This is a genomic window from Vibrio sp. 10N.222.55.A1, from assembly GCF_041473835.1.
Classification (GTDB): Bacteria; Pseudomonadota; Gammaproteobacteria; order Enterobacterales; family Vibrionaceae; genus Vibrio; species Vibrio crassostreae_C.
The window spans coordinates 1-16,548 of sequence record NZ_JBFRSX010000023.1 but is presented as its reverse complement, the minus strand read 5'-3'; the positions used below and the strand labels follow the sequence as shown (position 1 = coordinate 16,548).

Here is a 16,548-nt window from a genome sequence, read left to right as displayed (position 1 = left end):
TAAAGATGAAACTTAACTGATTGATAAGTATGATGTTAAACCATTGGCATATATGTTGCTCTATTGTCTTTATGTAAATTGTATACAATAAAAAATACATAAAGGAAGTCACATGGAACAGAACAGTGAATTGATCTACGGATTAGACGATCGACCATCAGTCAGAGCTGCCAGTTACGCAGCGTTGCAGCATGTATTAGCCAGTTTCGTTGGTATTATCACGCCCACACTCATTATTGGCGGTGTGCTTGGGTTGGGTGAGCACATTCCTTATCTGATCAGCATGGCACTCATGGTGTCTGGGGTCGGTACCTTTATTCAAGCGAGAAAAATAGGGCCAGTTGGCGCAGGGATGATCTGTGTCCAAGGAACCAGCTTTGCGTTCTTGGGATCTGTATTAGGTGCGGGCTTCCTTGTTAAAGCGAATGGCGGTGGGCCGGATGAAATGCTCGCCACCATTTTTGGCGTTTGTTTCTTCGGTGCGTTTGTAGAAATTGTCCTATCGCGTTTTATCGAAAAGTTGAAAGTGGTGATCACCCCAGTTGTAACCGGAATCGTTATCACCACAATTGGCATCTCTTTGATTAAAGTTGGCGTCACAGATATTGCTGGTGGCGTTGGTGCCGAAGATTTTGGCTCTGGAAGCAATCTGATGTTGGGTGCCATCGTCCTCGGAACCATAGTCGTGCTTAACCTGAGTAACAATAATATGGTTAGGCTGTCGTCGATTTTAGTTGGGTTGGTAGTTGGCTGGGGCGTTGCCATTTTGATGGGTAAAGCGTCTATGGTTTCTTTTGCTTCTCAACCGCTATTGAGTATTCCTGTCCCATTTAAATATGGCTTCGCTTTTGATTGGCAAGCCTTCCTGCCTATCGCTTTTATTTACTTGATTACCGTTATTGAAACGACGGGCGACCTTACCGCCAACAGCATGTTTTCAGGGCAGCCGGTTAAAGGGCCTAAATACCTCAATCGACTCAAGGCTGGCGTGCTGGGTGACGGCGTGAACTCACTTATCGCCGCGGTATTCAATACTTTTCCGAACACGACTTTCAGCCAGAACAACGGTGTGATCCATTTTACGGGGATCGCGAGTCGCTACATCGGCTACTTCATTGCCGCGATTCTTTTTCTGTTAGGGTTATTTCCCATCTTAGGTGCGGTTTTAATGACGATTCCAAAGCCAGTATTGGGCGGGGCGACATTAGTGATGTTCGGTACGGTTGCTGCGGCGGGCATCAAAATCATCGCCAATGAAAAACTGGATCGCCGCAGAATTATGACGATTGCCATCTCATTAGGTTTAGGGCTGGGGGTAATGCTGGTACCGGATTTATTGAAAGAAGCCCCCACGCTAGTGCAAAGCATATTTGGCTCGCCAGTCACGATGTCGGGTGTTGCTGCTCTTGTTATTACCGGGTTGATGTCTTTGGTGCCTGAAACAAAAGCCAAGCAGATTTCGAACGTCGTACAGACCAGTAAAGCGTAACGGGCTTCTTCGTGCTGAACTAAGGATGTTTAACTAGAGCCACATGACATATGTGGCTCTCAACTTTAACTTATTGTGTGACGTGTTGGCATCTCACTTAACTTGGTAGATAACATAAAATTATCATTAATATAAATTATGATAATTTCAGTTAATCGTCGTATCTCCATATACTCTCTCCATCGAAACGAAACACCGAAGCGAGTCTTCGAAAAATACAGAATTAAAGAGAATTTGGAGAAAGTTATGAAAATGAATCACGTAGGCATCATGGTTGGCGACATGGACAAAGCAGTCGAGTTTTACACAAAAGCGCTAGGTCTAAGAATCGTAATGAACAACACTAAAGTGATGGAAGAGCGCGAATCAGCAATCGGCCGCATGTGTATTGCAGTATTTGGTGAAGGCTTTAAAGGTTTCAACATTGCTCACCTAGTAACATCTGATGGCATCGGTGTTGAGCTGTTCGAAATGAAAGAGCGTCAAGAGCGTCACGAAGTTGATTTCTCTCGCTTAGGTATCTTCCACTTCTGTCTGCAACTTCCAAAAGAGCAGTTTCATTCAGCGATTAAGCGTGTTGAAGAGTTTGGCGGTAAGGTTCGTATGGACATCATGCGTTACCACCCAGAAGACGAACTAAAACAAGCACAAATGGTTTACCTAGAAGACCCGTTTGGCAACCTGTTCGAATTCTACTCGCACACATACGAAGACACGTACGCGACTGACTACGAGTAATCGCGTTATCTACTTGTCATAAGGTAGAAAAACCGAAACATCCCCTAAAGAGGATTGGTAGAGATACCAATCCTTTTTTTGTTTGTGTGCTTTTTAAGTGCTCCATCATATGGTGCGGTTAATAAAGCAACAGCTTTAAGACATTGTTAAAGTTGACGTTTTGAAGATAAAACCTTTCATGAATATGACTGAAGCGAGCGTGCTTCATGAAAACATTGCGCAATCACACTGGTGATAGCCCTCGCTGAGAACTCACAATACTCAGTTCAATACTGCTGAACCGCACTACAATGAAAATAGATAAACATTACATGAAGAAGATCTACTGAAATAGCATGAAAAAACTAAACCTTATCTTTGCCGCTTTTCTTATTACTTTGCTTGCCGGATGCTCGTCACATGCGGCCGTCGATACTTCAAAAACAAAGGGCTATGCCAATTCACATGCGCTTGTGGGAGTGGCTTCTTGGTATGGCGATAAGTTCCATGGAAGGCTCACAGCAAGCGGTGAGACGTATAATATGAATGCGAATACTGCGGCTCATAAAACCTTGCCATTCGGCACTATCGTGAGAGTGACCAATACAGACAATAACAAGTCTGTTGATGTGAAAATTAATGATCGAGGCCCTTATGTAAAAGGCCGAGTGATCGACCTGTCGCACAAGGCATTTGCAAAAATCGGTAACGTTAAACAAGGCACCGTGCCTGTTAAAATCGAGATTGTTGATGATAGTAATACCTTTCGATACAAACACTAGAATCCCCTCCTAACCTCCCCTTGGTTTACATCTCCGATCCCTTACCAGTAGTGGGAAAGGGGAGGAACAGAACCTCGATATCGGTGAATCAATAGCTCATTTATGCTTACTCAATAAGGCTGCTTTGTAGCCTTTTTCGTGCCTTTCGATAATCCATTTTTAATAAGATTATCTTATTTCTAATATGTGGGTTGATGATGTTATGTGGTCAATAAATCAGTGTCTTAGCTTTCTTATTATTAGGGTTCATTGAAATTCATTGTGAAATAATGAAAAGCTGAACTAATCCAAGTTGAGCTTTGGTGTGATTAACAGTGAAAGCCTAAGGGCAATTACATTTAGTTACTTACTGAAGTAAAACTGAAATATTAGTTACACGGTTCTGAAATTTTTGGTGTTTAGCTTATGGGCTTCTATATCGCATTTAAATAAGGAAATACCCGTGAAGCTAACCCCTGTCGTTGCAGCCGTAATTATGTCTTTCAGTTCAGCAAGTTTTGCTTTAGCTTGCAACAATCTGCCAATGAAAACAGTGAAGATCTCGTATGGACAGGGCACCTAAGCCCAGACAGCGACACGGTAATGTCTGCGATGCTCGCGGCTCATATTTATGGTGGTACGGCGACAGTGCCTGAGCCGATTAATCCTGAATCGACGTTTATCTTGAACTACTGTAATGCAGAATCTCCACGTGTAGAGACAGATTACTCTTCATACCGAGTGGGGCTGGTTGACTTCAACCAAGTGACTCAATTAGCACCAACTATTGATCAAGCATCCATTGTGGCAGTGGTCGATCATCATGCGATTGGTGGCTCTCCAATTAACACCCCGCAGATTGTCGAGATGGATATCCGAGGTTGGGGTTCAGCTGCAACTATACTGGCTGACAATGCTGAAAAGCTCGATGTGACATTACCTAAACACCTCGCTTGTGTTGGCTTGGGTGCGATTCTTTCTGACACAGTGGTATTCCAATCAACAACTACAACAGATCATGATCGTGAATACGCAGAGAAGCTGGCGAAGGTTGCAGGCATTTCAGATATCGAAGACTTCGGTCAACAGATGTTGGTTGCTAAGTCAGATCTTAGCCACCTTTCATCTGAAACCATTCTGACGCTGGATTACAAAAACTTTAAGTACGGTGGCAAACAGGTGGGTATCGGTGTTGCTGAAACACTAATGGCTCAACAACTGATTGACCGTAAAGACGATCTTCTAGCAGCAATGAAGACTTACAAAAAAGAGAACGGGCTAGACCATCTGTTCTTTTCAATCACAGATACCAAGAACAAAGAAGCGAACTTATTGTGGGTGGATGAAAGCGACTATCAAGTCATCAAATCGGCTTTCAACGCTGAACCAACAAGTGACATGCTGACTTTGGAAGGTGTCACTTCACGTAAGCGCCAGATTGGCCCTGCGGTTCAAAAGGCAATTGAGAGCTTGTAAGTAGAAAGAGAGTTTGGAGGGGATTGGTAGAAATACCAATCCCTTTTTTAATTATTGGGCGTCTAAATGGGATTTGGACAATTCTGAGTTACGAACCATCAGACACGCTGAACTTTCACATAACTTCTAGTATCGCAACTCTACGGGCAGCAATTATGCAGCAGTCCAAATTAACTCATTCATTACATGTTGATATTACGAAAACTTTAGAAGTAACTAACCGATTAGGTAGGATACATTATTGCTTGGTTTCATTACCAACATAGCTTCATGAATCAATATTTCGCATATGATCATGCTTAATTGATAAATCTTCTTGCAAAAAGTCCAACAAGTGTCGATGTAGTTTGGGTTGATATTGCCTTGAAGGATACAGAGCCCATATGCCAATTGGATTGACTTCAAAGTCTTTCAACAAGATAGTCAAAGTCCCTGCTTGTATGTCGATTGCAATAAAAGGCAGAGGTAAACACGCTATACCTTTGCCATTAATCGCTGCATTAAGAAGTATGGAACTATCATTTACAGAGTAGTTACTTGTGACCGTTACATTAATAGGCTGAGCAGATTTAGAACCGGCTTTAGAAACAAACAGCCAATCATTGCCTATTCGTTTGTGGATCAAGCAATTGTGATCGAGTAAATCTTCGGGAGATAAAGGAGCCCCATGTTCTGCTAGATACTGAGGGGAAGCGCAAACCACCGATGGACAATCAGCCAATTTCTTTCCAATTAAAGATTCGGGCAGGTCATTACTCAACTCGATTGCCATATCAACCCCATGTTTTATCAAATCCAGTGACTGATTCGACAGCGTGAGATCGACTTCTATGTCAGGGTACTTAAGCATGAATTGTTCAATAGCTTGGGCAAGATAACCCTGACCAAACGAAATGCTAGTAACCAGTGAAATTCTTCCTTTAGGTTGAGAGTGCTGCTCTTGGGCTAAGCTATATAGTTGGGTATTCTGCTCTAAAATATTCTGGCAGAAAGGCAATAAATCACGACCGGCGTTAGTGATACCTAAGCTTCTTGTTGAGCGATATAGTAAACATACACCTAAAGACTTTTCCAACGCGGTTATATGCCTAGTCGCCATGGATCGTGACATTCCTAAAGCCTCAGATGCTGCCGTCAGGCTTCCTAGATCGACAGTAGAAACGAAAACTTCCATTGAAACAATTCTATCCATACACCCTCAATAGTTCGATTTATGCAACAATCTATTGACGTATAGCATATATATCAACTTCAAACTAGGTTTTATACTGACCTTCTATTCCAATACCGAGCCGAATGAAATGAAAAAAACAATGCTACTAGTCGCATGCCTCAGTGCAGGTTTAATTCAAAGTAATACACTATTTGCCCACACTCAAAATGCTGAAAACTCAACGGTAGCAATCATTAAGTCTGGTAAACTTATGGGAAACAACCATGATGGCGTAGCCACATTTTATGACGTCCCATATGCGAAAAACCCTTTTACGGCAGATCGCCGATTTCGAGCACCGCAAGCATACGAAACTTGGAGCGGAGTATTAGATGCAACAAAAGCAGGTCAACCTGTCCCACAGCCTAGCCGAGATAAAAACACCACCTTGGTGGGGGCTCCCGATGATCTAACTCTGAACATTTGGACACCTATGAACGCCGTAGCTACCAACAACAAGGCATCAAATAAAAAACTGCCAGTCATGGTGTGGATCCCTGGCGGCGCATTCATCCGAGAAGATGCGGCAGAGTTAGCCTACGACGGAACAAGCTTTGCTCAGAATGACGTGATTGTTGTAACGATCAATTATCGTGTAGGCGTTGATGGTTTTATGCACCTTGAGGGCGCACCGGATAATCGCGGCATTCTTGATCAGATCATGGCTCTTGAGTGGGTACAAAATAACATCGAAGATTTTGGTGGAGACCCTAGCCAAGTTACTGTTGCAGGTCAATCTGCTGGGGCAGAAAGTGTTGCCATTTTATTGGGTACCGAAAAAGCAGAAGGCCTATTCCAGAAAGCTATTATGCAAAGTCCTCCAATGGCATTTTTAACTCAGAAAGAAGCTCAGCAAATCACACAAAGCTATACCAAAAAACTGAATATTCCAGCCACCGTTAAAGGCTTATCGACCATTCCATTTCCTGAATTAGTCAAGAACGTTATTGATATGGGTTATACGATACAAGATCGCAACAAATGGGGAATGATATCATGGGGAGGCACCGCATTTTTGCCCGTTGTTGATGGCGATATCATTGTCGAGTCTCCAATGAAAGATCTCACTAAAGCTTCTCCTTCTATTCCGGTCATCGTTGGTAGCACCGATCAAGAGTCACGACTGTACCTTGTACCAAGTGATGCCGTAAACAATACGACCGAAAAAACGAAGTCGCTACTATTGTCTGACTTGTCACTGGAAGGCCACCCTGCTGATGTGTATTCAACAAAAGACAATGGAAAAACTATTGGAGACACTTTTGCCGACATCCAATCTGATTTTACGTTTAAAATGCCAGCACTTCACATTGCTCAACAGTTAACTAAAAACGACAACAAAGTTTGGCATTATAACTTTTCTTGGATGTCACCTGCATTTGATGGTCATTTAGGAGCCGCACACTTTGTTGACGTGCCTTTTGTATTTAATACCACTGACAATGAACAAGCAAAAAGATTTGTCGGCTCACAACCTCCGATTGAACTTATTAACACCATGCATAGCCAATGGCTTACATTCATCAAGACAAGCAAAGCTGATTGGTCTCCATACAACTTAGCGGAACGACCAACAATGCAATTTGATGTTAAATCGAAACAGGTCAATGACCCTAATAGCTCAGTTCGAAAATTGTGGGAAGATTTTGAGTTCTAAGTAAAACGATTCAAATATTGGACGGTGGCTGCTGACATAATTCAGATTAGAAAAACTAGGTTATCACGTGGCTTGGTTTATTCTGTTGATAGATTTAACTAAAAGATAACGGGGCACTTTCGAGTTAGAAAGTGCCACGGGTAAAAATTCAATCCGAAAAGCTTTTGGACAGAAATCATTTAGACTATTTACTTAAATCAGGAGTCACCGGATTAGTTCAGGTATCTAAAACTCCAAGGTCTCACCATCAGCAGGAATAAGGACTTTATCTGACAAACCGTTTTTATCAATTGCTTCTTTAAGAATTGGTCGAGTCACTGCACAGTGATTGAGTGCCTCCATATGGTTCGCAACCACCTTATTAGGGGAAAGGCGAATAAACTCCATGACCTCATCAATAGACATCAATAACGGTTGACCAACATCCATACGAGCACGACCTGCCGCGACTACTGTGATATCAGGTTTCAACTCAGTCAACGCTCGTTTTACATCATCGGTTAGAACTGTATCACCGCTAATGTAAATAGAAGGCTCATTGGGGAGCTCCAAGAAAAATCCAACACCATTAGCCATTACCTTGTGAATCCATCCATGGCCGTGCAAAGCCGGAACCGCGGTGAGCTTTCCGTCTAGAAAGTCGATAGTTTGCCAGTCTTCAATTCCCCAATTTACCGTTAAGTCATATTTTTCTAGGTAAGCCTTATCTTTGGCTGGTGTCGCAACTGGGATATTACGACTTGTTAAAAACGTCTCACCTGCCGGATCTAGGTGATCTCCATGTTGTAATGCCTTGATACCAAGTGTTTGACTGTGAGTAATGAAGGTATGAGTAACCTTGTTTAGTAGCTCATCGGCATTACTTGGCATCTCAACGGTTGGATTTTTCGCGGCCTTAGCCTTAATGACTGAAAACGGAGGCATAGAGCCTTTTTTCCCCAACATAGGATCAATAAGGATAAATTTTTCGCCAGATTCAATAATAAATGTTGCGCTACGTAGGTGGTGGATCTTCATAATGCCTCTCTAAACTCACTAACAAGCCATGTTCTCTATGAGATTTAGTATGCTTCTTTCTAGTTTCTTGTGATACTGTCTTGAAAGTCAACATTCGCGCAAATCGAGACACTTGTGAACAAATCAACCGAGCTAATTAAAATTACGATGGTAGCCTTTGAAGGCATCAGTGCTTTTCATCTCTCTGTGCCTTGTCTGGTGTTTCAAGATATCTTTTTCGGTCAGCCGGTTCGGTTTGACTTGAGGATCTGTTGCGAAAACAGCTTGCAGTTTGAAACAAGCTCTGGATTTGGTGTGGTGATCGATAGAGATTTGAGCGCTATTAAAGAGGCGGATATTGTGATTGTTCCAAGCTGGCCAAATGACCTGCCAGAGCCAAGTGAGCGACTTATAGAGGCGCTAATAGAGCATCATGGGAAAGGTAAGCTACTAGTAGGACTCTGCCTCGGGTCTTATGTACTTGCATGTGCTGGCGTTCTCGATGGAAAACGTGCCACAAGCCATTGGGCGTTTTCCGAACAATTTCAGCAGCAATTTCCTAAGGTGGATTTTGACCCAAACCCTCTATTTGTTGAACATGAGACTATCATTACCTCTGCTGGAGTAGCTGCTTCACTCGATTGTTGTCTACATATAGTGCGCCGTTTGTGTGGTAGTGAGCTTGCGAATGATCTCGCACGTAAGATGGTGACTGCGCCATCTCGTACTGGTGGACAGCAGCAATACATACCAGCACCAGTCAACATAAAACCTCTTACAGAGACAAGTATTAGCCTTGTGATTGAGCTGGTGGAGCAGAGCCTTAATCAGTGTCACTCACTAGATGAAGTCGCTGAGCGCTGTGCGATGAGTAAACGTACCTTCACACGCCAGTTTAAATCCACCTATGGCTGTACATTTGGTGAATGGCTGCAAAACCGACGTTTGGTGCTTAGCCAACGTCTATTAGAAACCACGAAACTATCGATACCTCAAGTTGCAGAGCAAGCGGGTTTTGGCTCTGACAGTGTATTCAGAAAGCACTTTAAATCGGCTTTTCATGTATCGCCGATTCAGTGGCGCACTACATTCAAGCAATAGTCTTAATTTCATTGAGGGCGATGGGGCTAGATCGTCGCATCTATTACTTTTTGTATCTGAAACCTTGCAAGTTCAATTCTAGGCGTTTTTGGGGCATCACAAGCCAGCCCTAACATCACTAGTTTGAAGCTACAAAATGATTTGCCGAAATCAATAGAATGAGTTTTGACTATCTCGCTATAAGGCCACTTAGCGATGGTCTATCCAACATATGAGCACAAAAAAAGCGAGCACTAAGCTCGCTTTTAACCATCTGTTTTTAAAGTAAATTACAGTAGTTCTACCGACTGTTGAGCAATCACGAATTCTTCGTTGGTTGGATTGCTATTAGTATCGCATCTGCTAGTAAGAGTGTGGTCAAAATTATTTAGACCACAATTTTAAACGACGTTGCAAAGATGAGTCTTACTCAATATCAGCAATTAGAACAACTATCCAAGCAAAGTGTAGGAAGTAAGCGCTATGTGACTCCCAGCAAAAGGATAAATTGCGCAGTCTAACTCAATGTAATCACGGTTTTTCGTTTTGTGGTTTCACTGTGTTTCAACGCATCAAGCATCTGCTCGAATTTAAAAGTGACAGGAATACTAACTTCAACACTCCCATTTTCAATACGCTCAAGTAACGCTTCACCATTTTGCATTAATGCATGCCAATCTTGTTTATCACCAAAATCATGTAACGCACCAAGGGCTATTTCGTGGTAAGAAATAGTGCGAGTAAATGGCGGGTCAATGGGTTTAGCAATACGATTTTGAATGCAGACAATATGTCCATTCGCTCTTAACAGTGGCACTAAATGGGCGGCATTTTCGCCACTCACCGCATCAAAAATGGCGAAGTATTGCATGTCGATTTGAGATTGTTCTCGATAAACTTGGCGAATACCTAACCTTTTGGCTCGCTCTTCGCTCAGACTCGCTGAGACAACATCAACGATATAACCCGCACTGAGAAGGATCTGGGATAACAAATTATTCACCGCGCCAAAACCAACGACAAGCACTTCTCTTTGTCGGGTGAATGGAATTTTTTCAAATGCTTGCCACGCAGTAAGCATCGGACAAGGCAGTGCAGCAGCAAGTTCAAACGATAGACTCTCAGGCAGCGTCATCACCCGCTCAGCATTCAAAACGGTATATTCAGCATAGCTGCCATGGTGATTTAGTGAGCCATGATACGCCACTCGACGCCCAATGAGACTGGTGTCAACTTTAGAGCCTACGTGTACGATGACGCCTGCACCATCAACACCGGGAACATGACCATTCGGCCAATTTAGAGGATTGGCTTTAATAAATTTCCAATCGACAGGGTTTATACCAATCGCTTTGTTTTGTACTAAGATTTCATTGTCATCTAAAGCTGGTATTTTAGCGTTACCTAAAATGATACTGTGTGTCTCTGTTTGATATTGCCAAATTCGATAAGGTTCCATTTCTATTTCGCTCGCTTAATGAAAAGGTAAGGCACCAAAGAATTGTCCTTGGTGCCTGGTGTATTAGGCCTGATAGGTTGGATAGTCGATATAGCCTTCTTCGCCACCACCATACAAGGTGAGTCTTGCGTCAGCATCAAACTCGGCCAGTGGGTTATCATTGGCCAAACGGGCGACTAAATCAGGGTTCGTTACAAAAGGGGTACCAAAGGCAACGAAATCAGCATACTGCTTGTCGAGTAACTGTTGCGCTGACTCCTTAGTCAACTTACCCGCTATCATAATTGGGTTTGAGTATATTCGACGAACTTGTTGGCGAAACTCTTCAGGTACCTCTACATAGCGTGATATGTTTTCTGAAAAATGCACATACGCAAGGTTCATCGGTTGTAGTTTTTCCAGCAATGCTAACGTTAGCGGAACAATTTCAACATCATCCCCAGCAAAACCCTCTCCGATATGAGGAGACAGACGAACCGCAACTCTTTCCCCACCAATTTCGTCAGTAAGTGCTTGTAAGGTATCAAACAGAAAGCGCATACGATTCTCTTGGCTGCCACCATATTGATCACTTCTTTGGTTGCTTTCTAAGCGTAAAAAGGTATCAAACAAGTAACCATGCGCAGCATGAATTTCCACGCCATCAAAACCAGCTTCAATGGCGTTTTTGCCCGCTTGTACAAAATCCGCAATCGTGCTCTTAATGTCTTGCAGCGTCATCTCCCGTGGCGTTTCAGTTTCAATCATCCCAAAGCCACCTTCAGCTAGTGGGCCAAATACTTGATCTGGGATTTTAATCGCTGATGGGGCTAACGGCTTAGTACCTGAAATATCAGAATGACTGCGTCGCCCCACATGCCAAAGTTGAGTAAATATTTTCCCGCCTTCTTGATGCACAGCTTGGGTGGTTTTTTTCCAGCCTTCGATGTGCTCTGGGGTATAAATGCCCGGAGTCATCGAATAACCTCGTGCAGCCGCTGAGATCGGGGTGCCCTCTGATACAATGAGTCCAGCACTGGCACGCTGACGGTAGTAGGTTGCCATCATCTCGTTTGGTACATCACCAGGTTGAGACGTGCGTGAACGAGTCATCGGCGCCATCGCGATACGGTTTCTAGTCTCAAGTCCGTGACCTTTAAATACCTTAAACATACTTACCCCCTTAAGCTTTATACGTTGGATAATCAATCAGACCTTTCTCACCACCACCAAACAAGGTGTTTGGATCGTGCTCTGCCAATGGGTAGCCGTGAAGTAGACGTTCAGGAAGATCGGGATTCGCCACAAAAGGTCGACCAAAGCCGATCATATCAGCCAGTCCGTCATCAATAGCTTGCTTTGCTTTTTCCGCATTATAACGACCTGCGTAGATCAGCACGCCTTGAAAAGCATTGCGCATTGCACGTTTGAATGAGACGGGTGTATCTGGTGCATCATCCCAATCGACTTCAGCAATATGTAGGTACACGATATGATGTTTATTGAGTAACGCTGCGGCAGCGGTATAAGTCTCAATAGGGTTAGCATCAACAGTACCATTGAGGGTTGTTAAAGGTGCCAAGCGCACACCAACGCGATCAGCGCCAATGGCATCGACCATTGCAGTAACAACTTCATCAAGAAAACGAAGACGGTTTTCAAGACATCCACCGTACTCATCAGTGCGATCATTCGCCTCTGAATCAATAAATTGGTTAATTAAATAACCATTAGCGGCATGCAGTTCAATGCCATCAAAGCCTGCCTCAATGGCATTCAATGCGGCTTGACGGTAATCTTCAATCACTTGCTGAATATCGGCTTTTGTCATCGCTCTAGGCTGAACGACGTCAACAAAACCAGGTTCATCACTGCCATTATCAACGAATACTTTGACGTTTTCCGCTTTTAATGCGGAGGAAGAAATCGGTTGCTCACCACCGATGTTATCTGGGTGAGTGACTCTTCCCACATGCCAAAGCTGCGCGAAAATAGCACCTTGTTTGGCATGCACAGCGTCTGTCACTTTACGCCAACCAGCAATCTGCTCAGGTGTGTAAATACCTGGGGTCCATGCATAGCCTTTTGCCGTCGCTGAAATTTGCGTACCTTCAGACACAATCAATCCTGCACTGGCACGCTGAGCGTAATAGGTTGCCATCATGTCATTTGCGACATCACCAGGCTGACTGGCTCTTGAACGCGTCATCGGTGGCATGACAATGCGGTTTTTGAGTGTGAGTCCACCCAATGTGAATGGTTTAAATAGTGATAGTGACATAGTTGAGCCCTCTTCATTTGATAGGGGCATACTAGCAAATGAGTCACCAATCATTTATAGCAATAAAGGCAAATGATATTTGTAGAAATTGTAATAATCAGCTTGTTTAAGCGGGTTACAGGGTTAGCTTTGGCTTAATAAAATCAATAAAAGCGGAGATCCGCTTGGCCACAGAAGAAGTCTTATAATACACAGCGTTGACTTGTTCTCTTCTTGGATGACTGATTTTTTCGCTCTCCAACAGCGAAATTAAACGTCCTTCGACAATATCTTTATTCACCATAAACCCTGATAGACATGCAATGCCATTTCCTGCCAACACAATTTGTCGAATGGTTTCGCCATTACTTGATGACATCAAAGCGTCTAGTTGGGTAAAACCTTTTAAAGGCCAGTCATTCAAAATTTTGGGGGCGACAAATCCAATGAGATTATGCTGAGCAAGATCGCTGCTTTTAGTGGGGAGCCCGCGTTTTGAGATATATTCTGGTGAAGCCACAATATACAAGGGGCTTCGACCCAGCGACCGAGCATGTAGCGTAGAATCGCTCAACGTACCAATCCGAATTGCTAAATCGGTTTTCTTTTCTAGTAAATCCACAATGCCTTCATTGGAGGTTATTTCTAGCTCAATATCGGGATAGGCTTGATTAAATGACTGCACCAATGGCACCAGTTGATGAAACACAAACGGACTAGCCGCGTCGACACGTAAACGGCCTTTGGGCAATTCCCCACGGGAAATAATATCTTCTTCCGCCTGCTGTAATTGCATTAATCCCACCCGCACAGAGTCAATGAACTGGCGTCCTTCATCGGTTAATTCAATACGTCTAGTGGTTCGGTTTAGAATAGTGACCCCAAGTTGACTCTCCACTTTACTGACCGCTCTGGATACTCGCGCGACTTGGATATCTAGGCTCTCTGCTGCCGCTGAAAAACCTCCGGTATCGACTACAGCTAGTAAAATGGCTAAATCATCAGATTTTGTTCGCATGCTATTTCCCTCAACTTTATCCAATCGCTCATCAGCTTTATTGCATTTATAACAAATATCATTTGTAAAAACCTCTGTTTTTCACAAAACATCTTTAATGCAAAATGCCCCCCATCAATTAACAACGCGACGGCATAGCGACCAATACATCGGCTATTGCTGGTCATTTTCAAACAACAGAGGGTAAATATTATGCCTTTAGCACTTCTTGCATTGACGCTCAGCGCCTTTGCTATTGGAACAACGGAGTTTGTGATCGTGGGGCTACTCCCGACCATGGCTTCCGACCTAAATATATCACTGCCTTCAGCAGGCTTGCTGGTTAGCCTTTATGCACTTGGTGTTGCCATTGGCGCCCCGGTTTTAACGGCTTTAACAGGAAAGTGGAATCGTAAACACGTATTGATTACCGTCATGTCACTGTTTGTTGTCGGTAACTTAGTTGCATGGCAAGCACCTGGATATAACACCCTGATTATCGCTCGTATTTTGACAGGTTTAGCCCATGGTGTATTTTTCTCCATTGGTTCAACCATTGCTACCGGTCTGGTACCAAAAGAAAAAGCCGCCAGCGCCATTGCGATTATGTTCACTGGTTTAACCGTGGCGTTAGTCACAGGCGTGCCGCTTGGGACATACATAGGTCAAACCTTTGGCTGGCAATCAACCTTCTTAGTTGTTGCGCTATTAGGTTTAATCGCATTAATTGGTAGTGCTTTCTTAGTACCAAATAACTTAAAACAACCTGCTGCAGCTAAGCTTTCATCGCAGCTTAAGGTATTAACTCAACCTAGATTATTACTGGTTTATGCGATTACTGCTCTGGGTTATGGCGGCACTTTTACAGCATTCACTTTCCTTGCTCCTATTTTGCAGCAAGAAACTGGCTTTAGTGCTAATGCAATTAGTTTAATTATGTTGGTTTATGGAGTCTCAGTTGCGATTGGTAATATTTGGGGCGGAAAAATGGCCGATAAAATGGGCCCAATAAAAGCCCTTAGCATTATTTTTACTGGTCTTGCAGCTGTGCTTATCGTGTTCAATTTTACCGCCGTTAACCCTATTGCCGCGGTAGCCACGATTTTAGTTTGGGGGGCATTTGCATTCGGTAATGTTCCAGGTTTACAAGTATATGTAGTGAAACTTGCTGAAAAATATACACCAGATGCAGTGGATGTTGCTTCCGGTTTAAACATTGCCGCCTTTAACGTTGGTATTGCACTTGGTTCATGGGGCGGCGGGATGGTTGTCGCTGAAGCAGGCTTAATGCATACACCTTGGGTAGGTGCAGTAGTGGTACTGATAGCGCTTGCTTTGACCCGCTTTAGTGGCCGTCTTGATAAGCGTGCAGAAAGTTAATGGTAAAAATGTATTAATGAAATAAACACGACTCTTACCCTTAGAGCTGGTCAATGCAGCAGCATTGGCCAGCTTTTCGCAACTTATATTGATTGGTATTAGACAAGATTGAAACTGATAAGAGGCACTCAATGAAAACCGTTTTTATTACTGGAGCTAATCGTGGCTTAGGATTAGAGCTTGCAAAGCAATATGCACAGCGACATTACAAGGTCATCGCTTGCTGTCGCGATATTGATTCAGCGCATGAGTTAACCCTGTTAGCACAACAGTATTCAACCATTCGCCCTTATGCTCTAGATGTTAGTCATGAAACAGATATTCTCGCTTTAACTGAGGTGTTTAAAGAGCAACCTATTGATGTACTTATTCATAATGCTGGGGTGAGTGGTGAAGGATGTGACAACTTAGGCAATATGGATCAGCAAAGATGGCTAGAGGTGTTAAAGGTCAATACCATCGCACCCATGTTAATCACGCAGGCCTTGCTCAATAATATTCTAGCCGGCCAAGATAAAACCATAATCGGGATGACCTCAATACTGGCCAGTATTGATGATAACCGCTCAGGGGGACGATACAGCTATCGAGCATCAAAAGCGGCCCTCAACCAAATAATTAAATCTCTAGCCTGTGAATTATCCGAAGCGGGAGTGAAGACCATGGCAATTCATCCAGGTTGGGTAAAAACCGATATGGGTGGCAAGGAAGGCAAGGTAACAGTAGAAGAGAGTGTTAAAGGCATGCTTAATGTCATCGACAATTTAAAACTTAAACATTCAGGTTCATTTTTTGTCTACGATGGCACTCAATTGCCATGGTAAGCCCTGTAGTTACGTCACATGAAAGCTCTAAGGGGATGATATGCTTTTTACCTTTATAATCCTTTGTATTATCGCTTTGCTCGGATGGTATTTATACAAAGTCTCCCGTGATATTTCCCAAATTGACTGGGATTGGAATGGCGATGAGATCCTATAAATTGATATCGCCTGCATCTATGGCTGGTCACATTACATATCCTAAGGAACGACTGCGATCTTACTCTGGAATGAGTAAATACTTTAACGTGATGTATGGAATC

The 16,548-nt window shown here is 43.2% G+C and carries 13 protein-coding genes and 1 pseudogene; 8 read left to right on the top strand and 6 right to left on the bottom strand.

The annotated features are described in order from the left end of the window. The first annotated feature begins 112 nt into the window (after positions 1-112). The 4 genes and pseudogenes from AB4493_RS07440 (at position 113) to AB4493_RS07425 (ending at position 4,443) form a co-directional block, all read left to right on the top strand. Positions 113-1,489 (top strand): uracil-xanthine permease family protein, encoded by a 1,377-nt coding sequence (locus tag AB4493_RS07440; RefSeq protein WP_372154739.1) that lies wholly within the window; start codon positions 113-115, stop codon positions 1,487-1,489. Between the two features lie 246 nt (positions 1,490-1,735). Continuing rightward, positions 1,736-2,227: a VOC family protein gene (locus AB4493_RS07435; RefSeq protein ID WP_029224669.1), complete on the top strand. Its 492-nt coding sequence runs from the start codon at positions 1,736-1,738 to the stop codon at positions 2,225-2,227. Positions 2,228-2,562: 335 nt separating this feature from the next. Beyond that, on the top strand, positions 2,563-2,988 hold the full coding sequence (locus AB4493_RS07430) for a septal ring lytic transglycosylase RlpA family protein (RefSeq protein WP_065584903.1): 426 nt from the start codon (positions 2,563-2,565) through the stop codon (positions 2,986-2,988). A gap of 442 nt (positions 2,989-3,430) precedes the next feature. After that, positions 3,431-4,443 (top strand): annotated as a pseudogene (locus tag AB4493_RS07425) (manganese-dependent inorganic pyrophosphatase). Between the two features lie 268 nt (positions 4,444-4,711). Here AB4493_RS07425 and AB4493_RS07420 read toward each other — a convergent pair. Further along, positions 4,712-5,635 carry a LysR family transcriptional regulator gene (locus tag AB4493_RS07420; RefSeq protein ID WP_017062677.1) on the bottom strand — a complete coding sequence of 308 codons (924 nt, stop codon included), beginning with the start codon at positions 5,633-5,635 and terminating at the stop codon, positions 4,712-4,714. Between the two features lie 121 nt (positions 5,636-5,756). Between AB4493_RS07420 and AB4493_RS07415 the strand changes: the two genes are divergently transcribed. Then, positions 5,757-7,313 (top strand): carboxylesterase/lipase family protein, encoded by a 1,557-nt coding sequence (locus AB4493_RS07415; protein WP_372154738.1) that lies wholly within the window; start codon positions 5,757-5,759, stop codon positions 7,311-7,313. 225 nt (positions 7,314-7,538) lie between these two features. On the opposite strand, the gene AB4493_RS07410 is transcribed toward AB4493_RS07415, so the two are convergent. Then, positions 7,539-8,330 carry an MBL fold metallo-hydrolase gene (locus tag AB4493_RS07410; protein ID WP_372154737.1) on the bottom strand — a complete coding sequence of 264 codons (792 nt, stop codon included), beginning with the start codon at positions 8,328-8,330 and terminating at the stop codon, positions 7,539-7,541. A gap of 114 nt (positions 8,331-8,444) precedes the next feature. Here AB4493_RS07410 and AB4493_RS07405 point away from each other — a divergent pair, with 114 nt between their 5' ends. Beyond that, positions 8,445-9,410: a GlxA family transcriptional regulator gene (locus AB4493_RS07405; RefSeq protein ID WP_120459721.1), complete on the top strand. Its 966-nt coding sequence runs from the start codon at positions 8,445-8,447 to the stop codon at positions 9,408-9,410. Positions 9,411-9,906: 496 nt separating this feature from the next. On the opposite strand, the gene AB4493_RS07400 is transcribed toward AB4493_RS07405, so the two are convergent. The 4 genes from AB4493_RS07400 to AB4493_RS07385 all read right to left on the bottom strand — a co-directional run bounded on the left by AB4493_RS07400 (position 9,907) and on the right by AB4493_RS07385 (position 14,105). Next, complete coding sequence (locus AB4493_RS07400; RefSeq protein WP_372154736.1) at positions 9,907-10,848, bottom strand: zinc-binding dehydrogenase; 942 nt, start codon at positions 10,846-10,848, stop codon at positions 9,907-9,909. A gap of 63 nt (positions 10,849-10,911) precedes the next feature. Then, the gene (locus AB4493_RS07395) at positions 10,912-12,000 is read right to left on the bottom strand and encodes an alkene reductase (protein WP_372154735.1); all 1,089 of its coding nucleotides are present in this window, start codon (positions 11,998-12,000) and stop codon (positions 10,912-10,914) included. A 10-nt stretch (positions 12,001-12,010) separates the two neighbouring features. Beyond that, positions 12,011-13,108: an alkene reductase gene (locus AB4493_RS07390; RefSeq protein ID WP_102476391.1), complete on the bottom strand. Its 1,098-nt coding sequence runs from the start codon at positions 13,106-13,108 to the stop codon at positions 12,011-12,013. 115 nt (positions 13,109-13,223) lie between these two features. Beyond that, positions 13,224-14,105, bottom strand: a complete 882-nt coding sequence (locus AB4493_RS07385) for a LysR substrate-binding domain-containing protein (RefSeq protein ID WP_102519778.1) — start codon at positions 14,103-14,105, stop codon at positions 13,224-13,226. Between the two features lie 192 nt (positions 14,106-14,297). Between AB4493_RS07385 and AB4493_RS07380 the strand changes: the two genes are divergently transcribed. After that, complete coding sequence (locus tag AB4493_RS07380) at positions 14,298-15,464, top strand: MFS transporter (protein ID WP_029235440.1); 1,167 nt, start codon at positions 14,298-14,300, stop codon at positions 15,462-15,464. Between the two features lie 131 nt (positions 15,465-15,595). Then, complete coding sequence (locus AB4493_RS07375) at positions 15,596-16,288, top strand: SDR family oxidoreductase (RefSeq protein WP_102519779.1); 693 nt, start codon at positions 15,596-15,598, stop codon at positions 16,286-16,288. The last annotated feature ends 260 nt before the right edge of the window (positions 16,289-16,548 follow it).

What these genes read in the sequence shown, in the direction of transcription:
- AB4493_RS07440 (WP_372154739.1), top strand. Translation starts at nt 113, where the DNA reads ATGGAACAGAACAGTGAATTGATCTACGGATTAGACGATCGACCATCA.
- AB4493_RS07435 (WP_029224669.1), top strand. Translation starts at nt 1,736, where the DNA reads ATGAAAATGAATCACGTAGGCATCATGGTTGGCGACATGGACAAAGCA.
- AB4493_RS07430 (WP_065584903.1), top strand. Translation starts at nt 2,563, where the DNA reads ATGAAAAAACTAAACCTTATCTTTGCCGCTTTTCTTATTACTTTGCTT.
- AB4493_RS07420 (WP_017062677.1), bottom strand. Translation starts at nt 5,635, where the DNA reads ATGGATAGAATTGTTTCAATGGAAGTTTTCGTTTCTACTGTCGATCTA.
- AB4493_RS07415 (WP_372154738.1), top strand. Translation starts at nt 5,757, where the DNA reads ATGCTACTAGTCGCATGCCTCAGTGCAGGTTTAATTCAAAGTAATACA.
- AB4493_RS07410 (WP_372154737.1), bottom strand. Translation starts at nt 8,330, where the DNA reads ATGAAGATCCACCACCTACGTAGCGCAACATTTATTATTGAATCTGGC.
- AB4493_RS07400 (WP_372154736.1), bottom strand. Translation starts at nt 10,848, where the DNA reads ATGGAACCTTATCGAATTTGGCAATATCAAACAGAGACACACAGTATC.
- AB4493_RS07395 (WP_372154735.1), bottom strand. Translation starts at nt 12,000, where the DNA reads ATGTTTAAGGTATTTAAAGGTCACGGACTTGAGACTAGAAACCGTATC.
- AB4493_RS07390 (WP_102476391.1), bottom strand. Translation starts at nt 13,108, where the DNA reads ATGTCACTATCACTATTTAAACCATTCACATTGGGTGGACTCACACTC.
- AB4493_RS07385 (WP_102519778.1), bottom strand. Translation starts at nt 14,105, where the DNA reads ATGCGAACAAAATCTGATGATTTAGCCATTTTACTAGCTGTAGTCGAT.
- AB4493_RS07380 (WP_029235440.1), top strand. Translation starts at nt 14,298, where the DNA reads ATGCCTTTAGCACTTCTTGCATTGACGCTCAGCGCCTTTGCTATTGGA.
- AB4493_RS07375 (WP_102519779.1), top strand. Translation starts at nt 15,596, where the DNA reads ATGAAAACCGTTTTTATTACTGGAGCTAATCGTGGCTTAGGATTAGAG.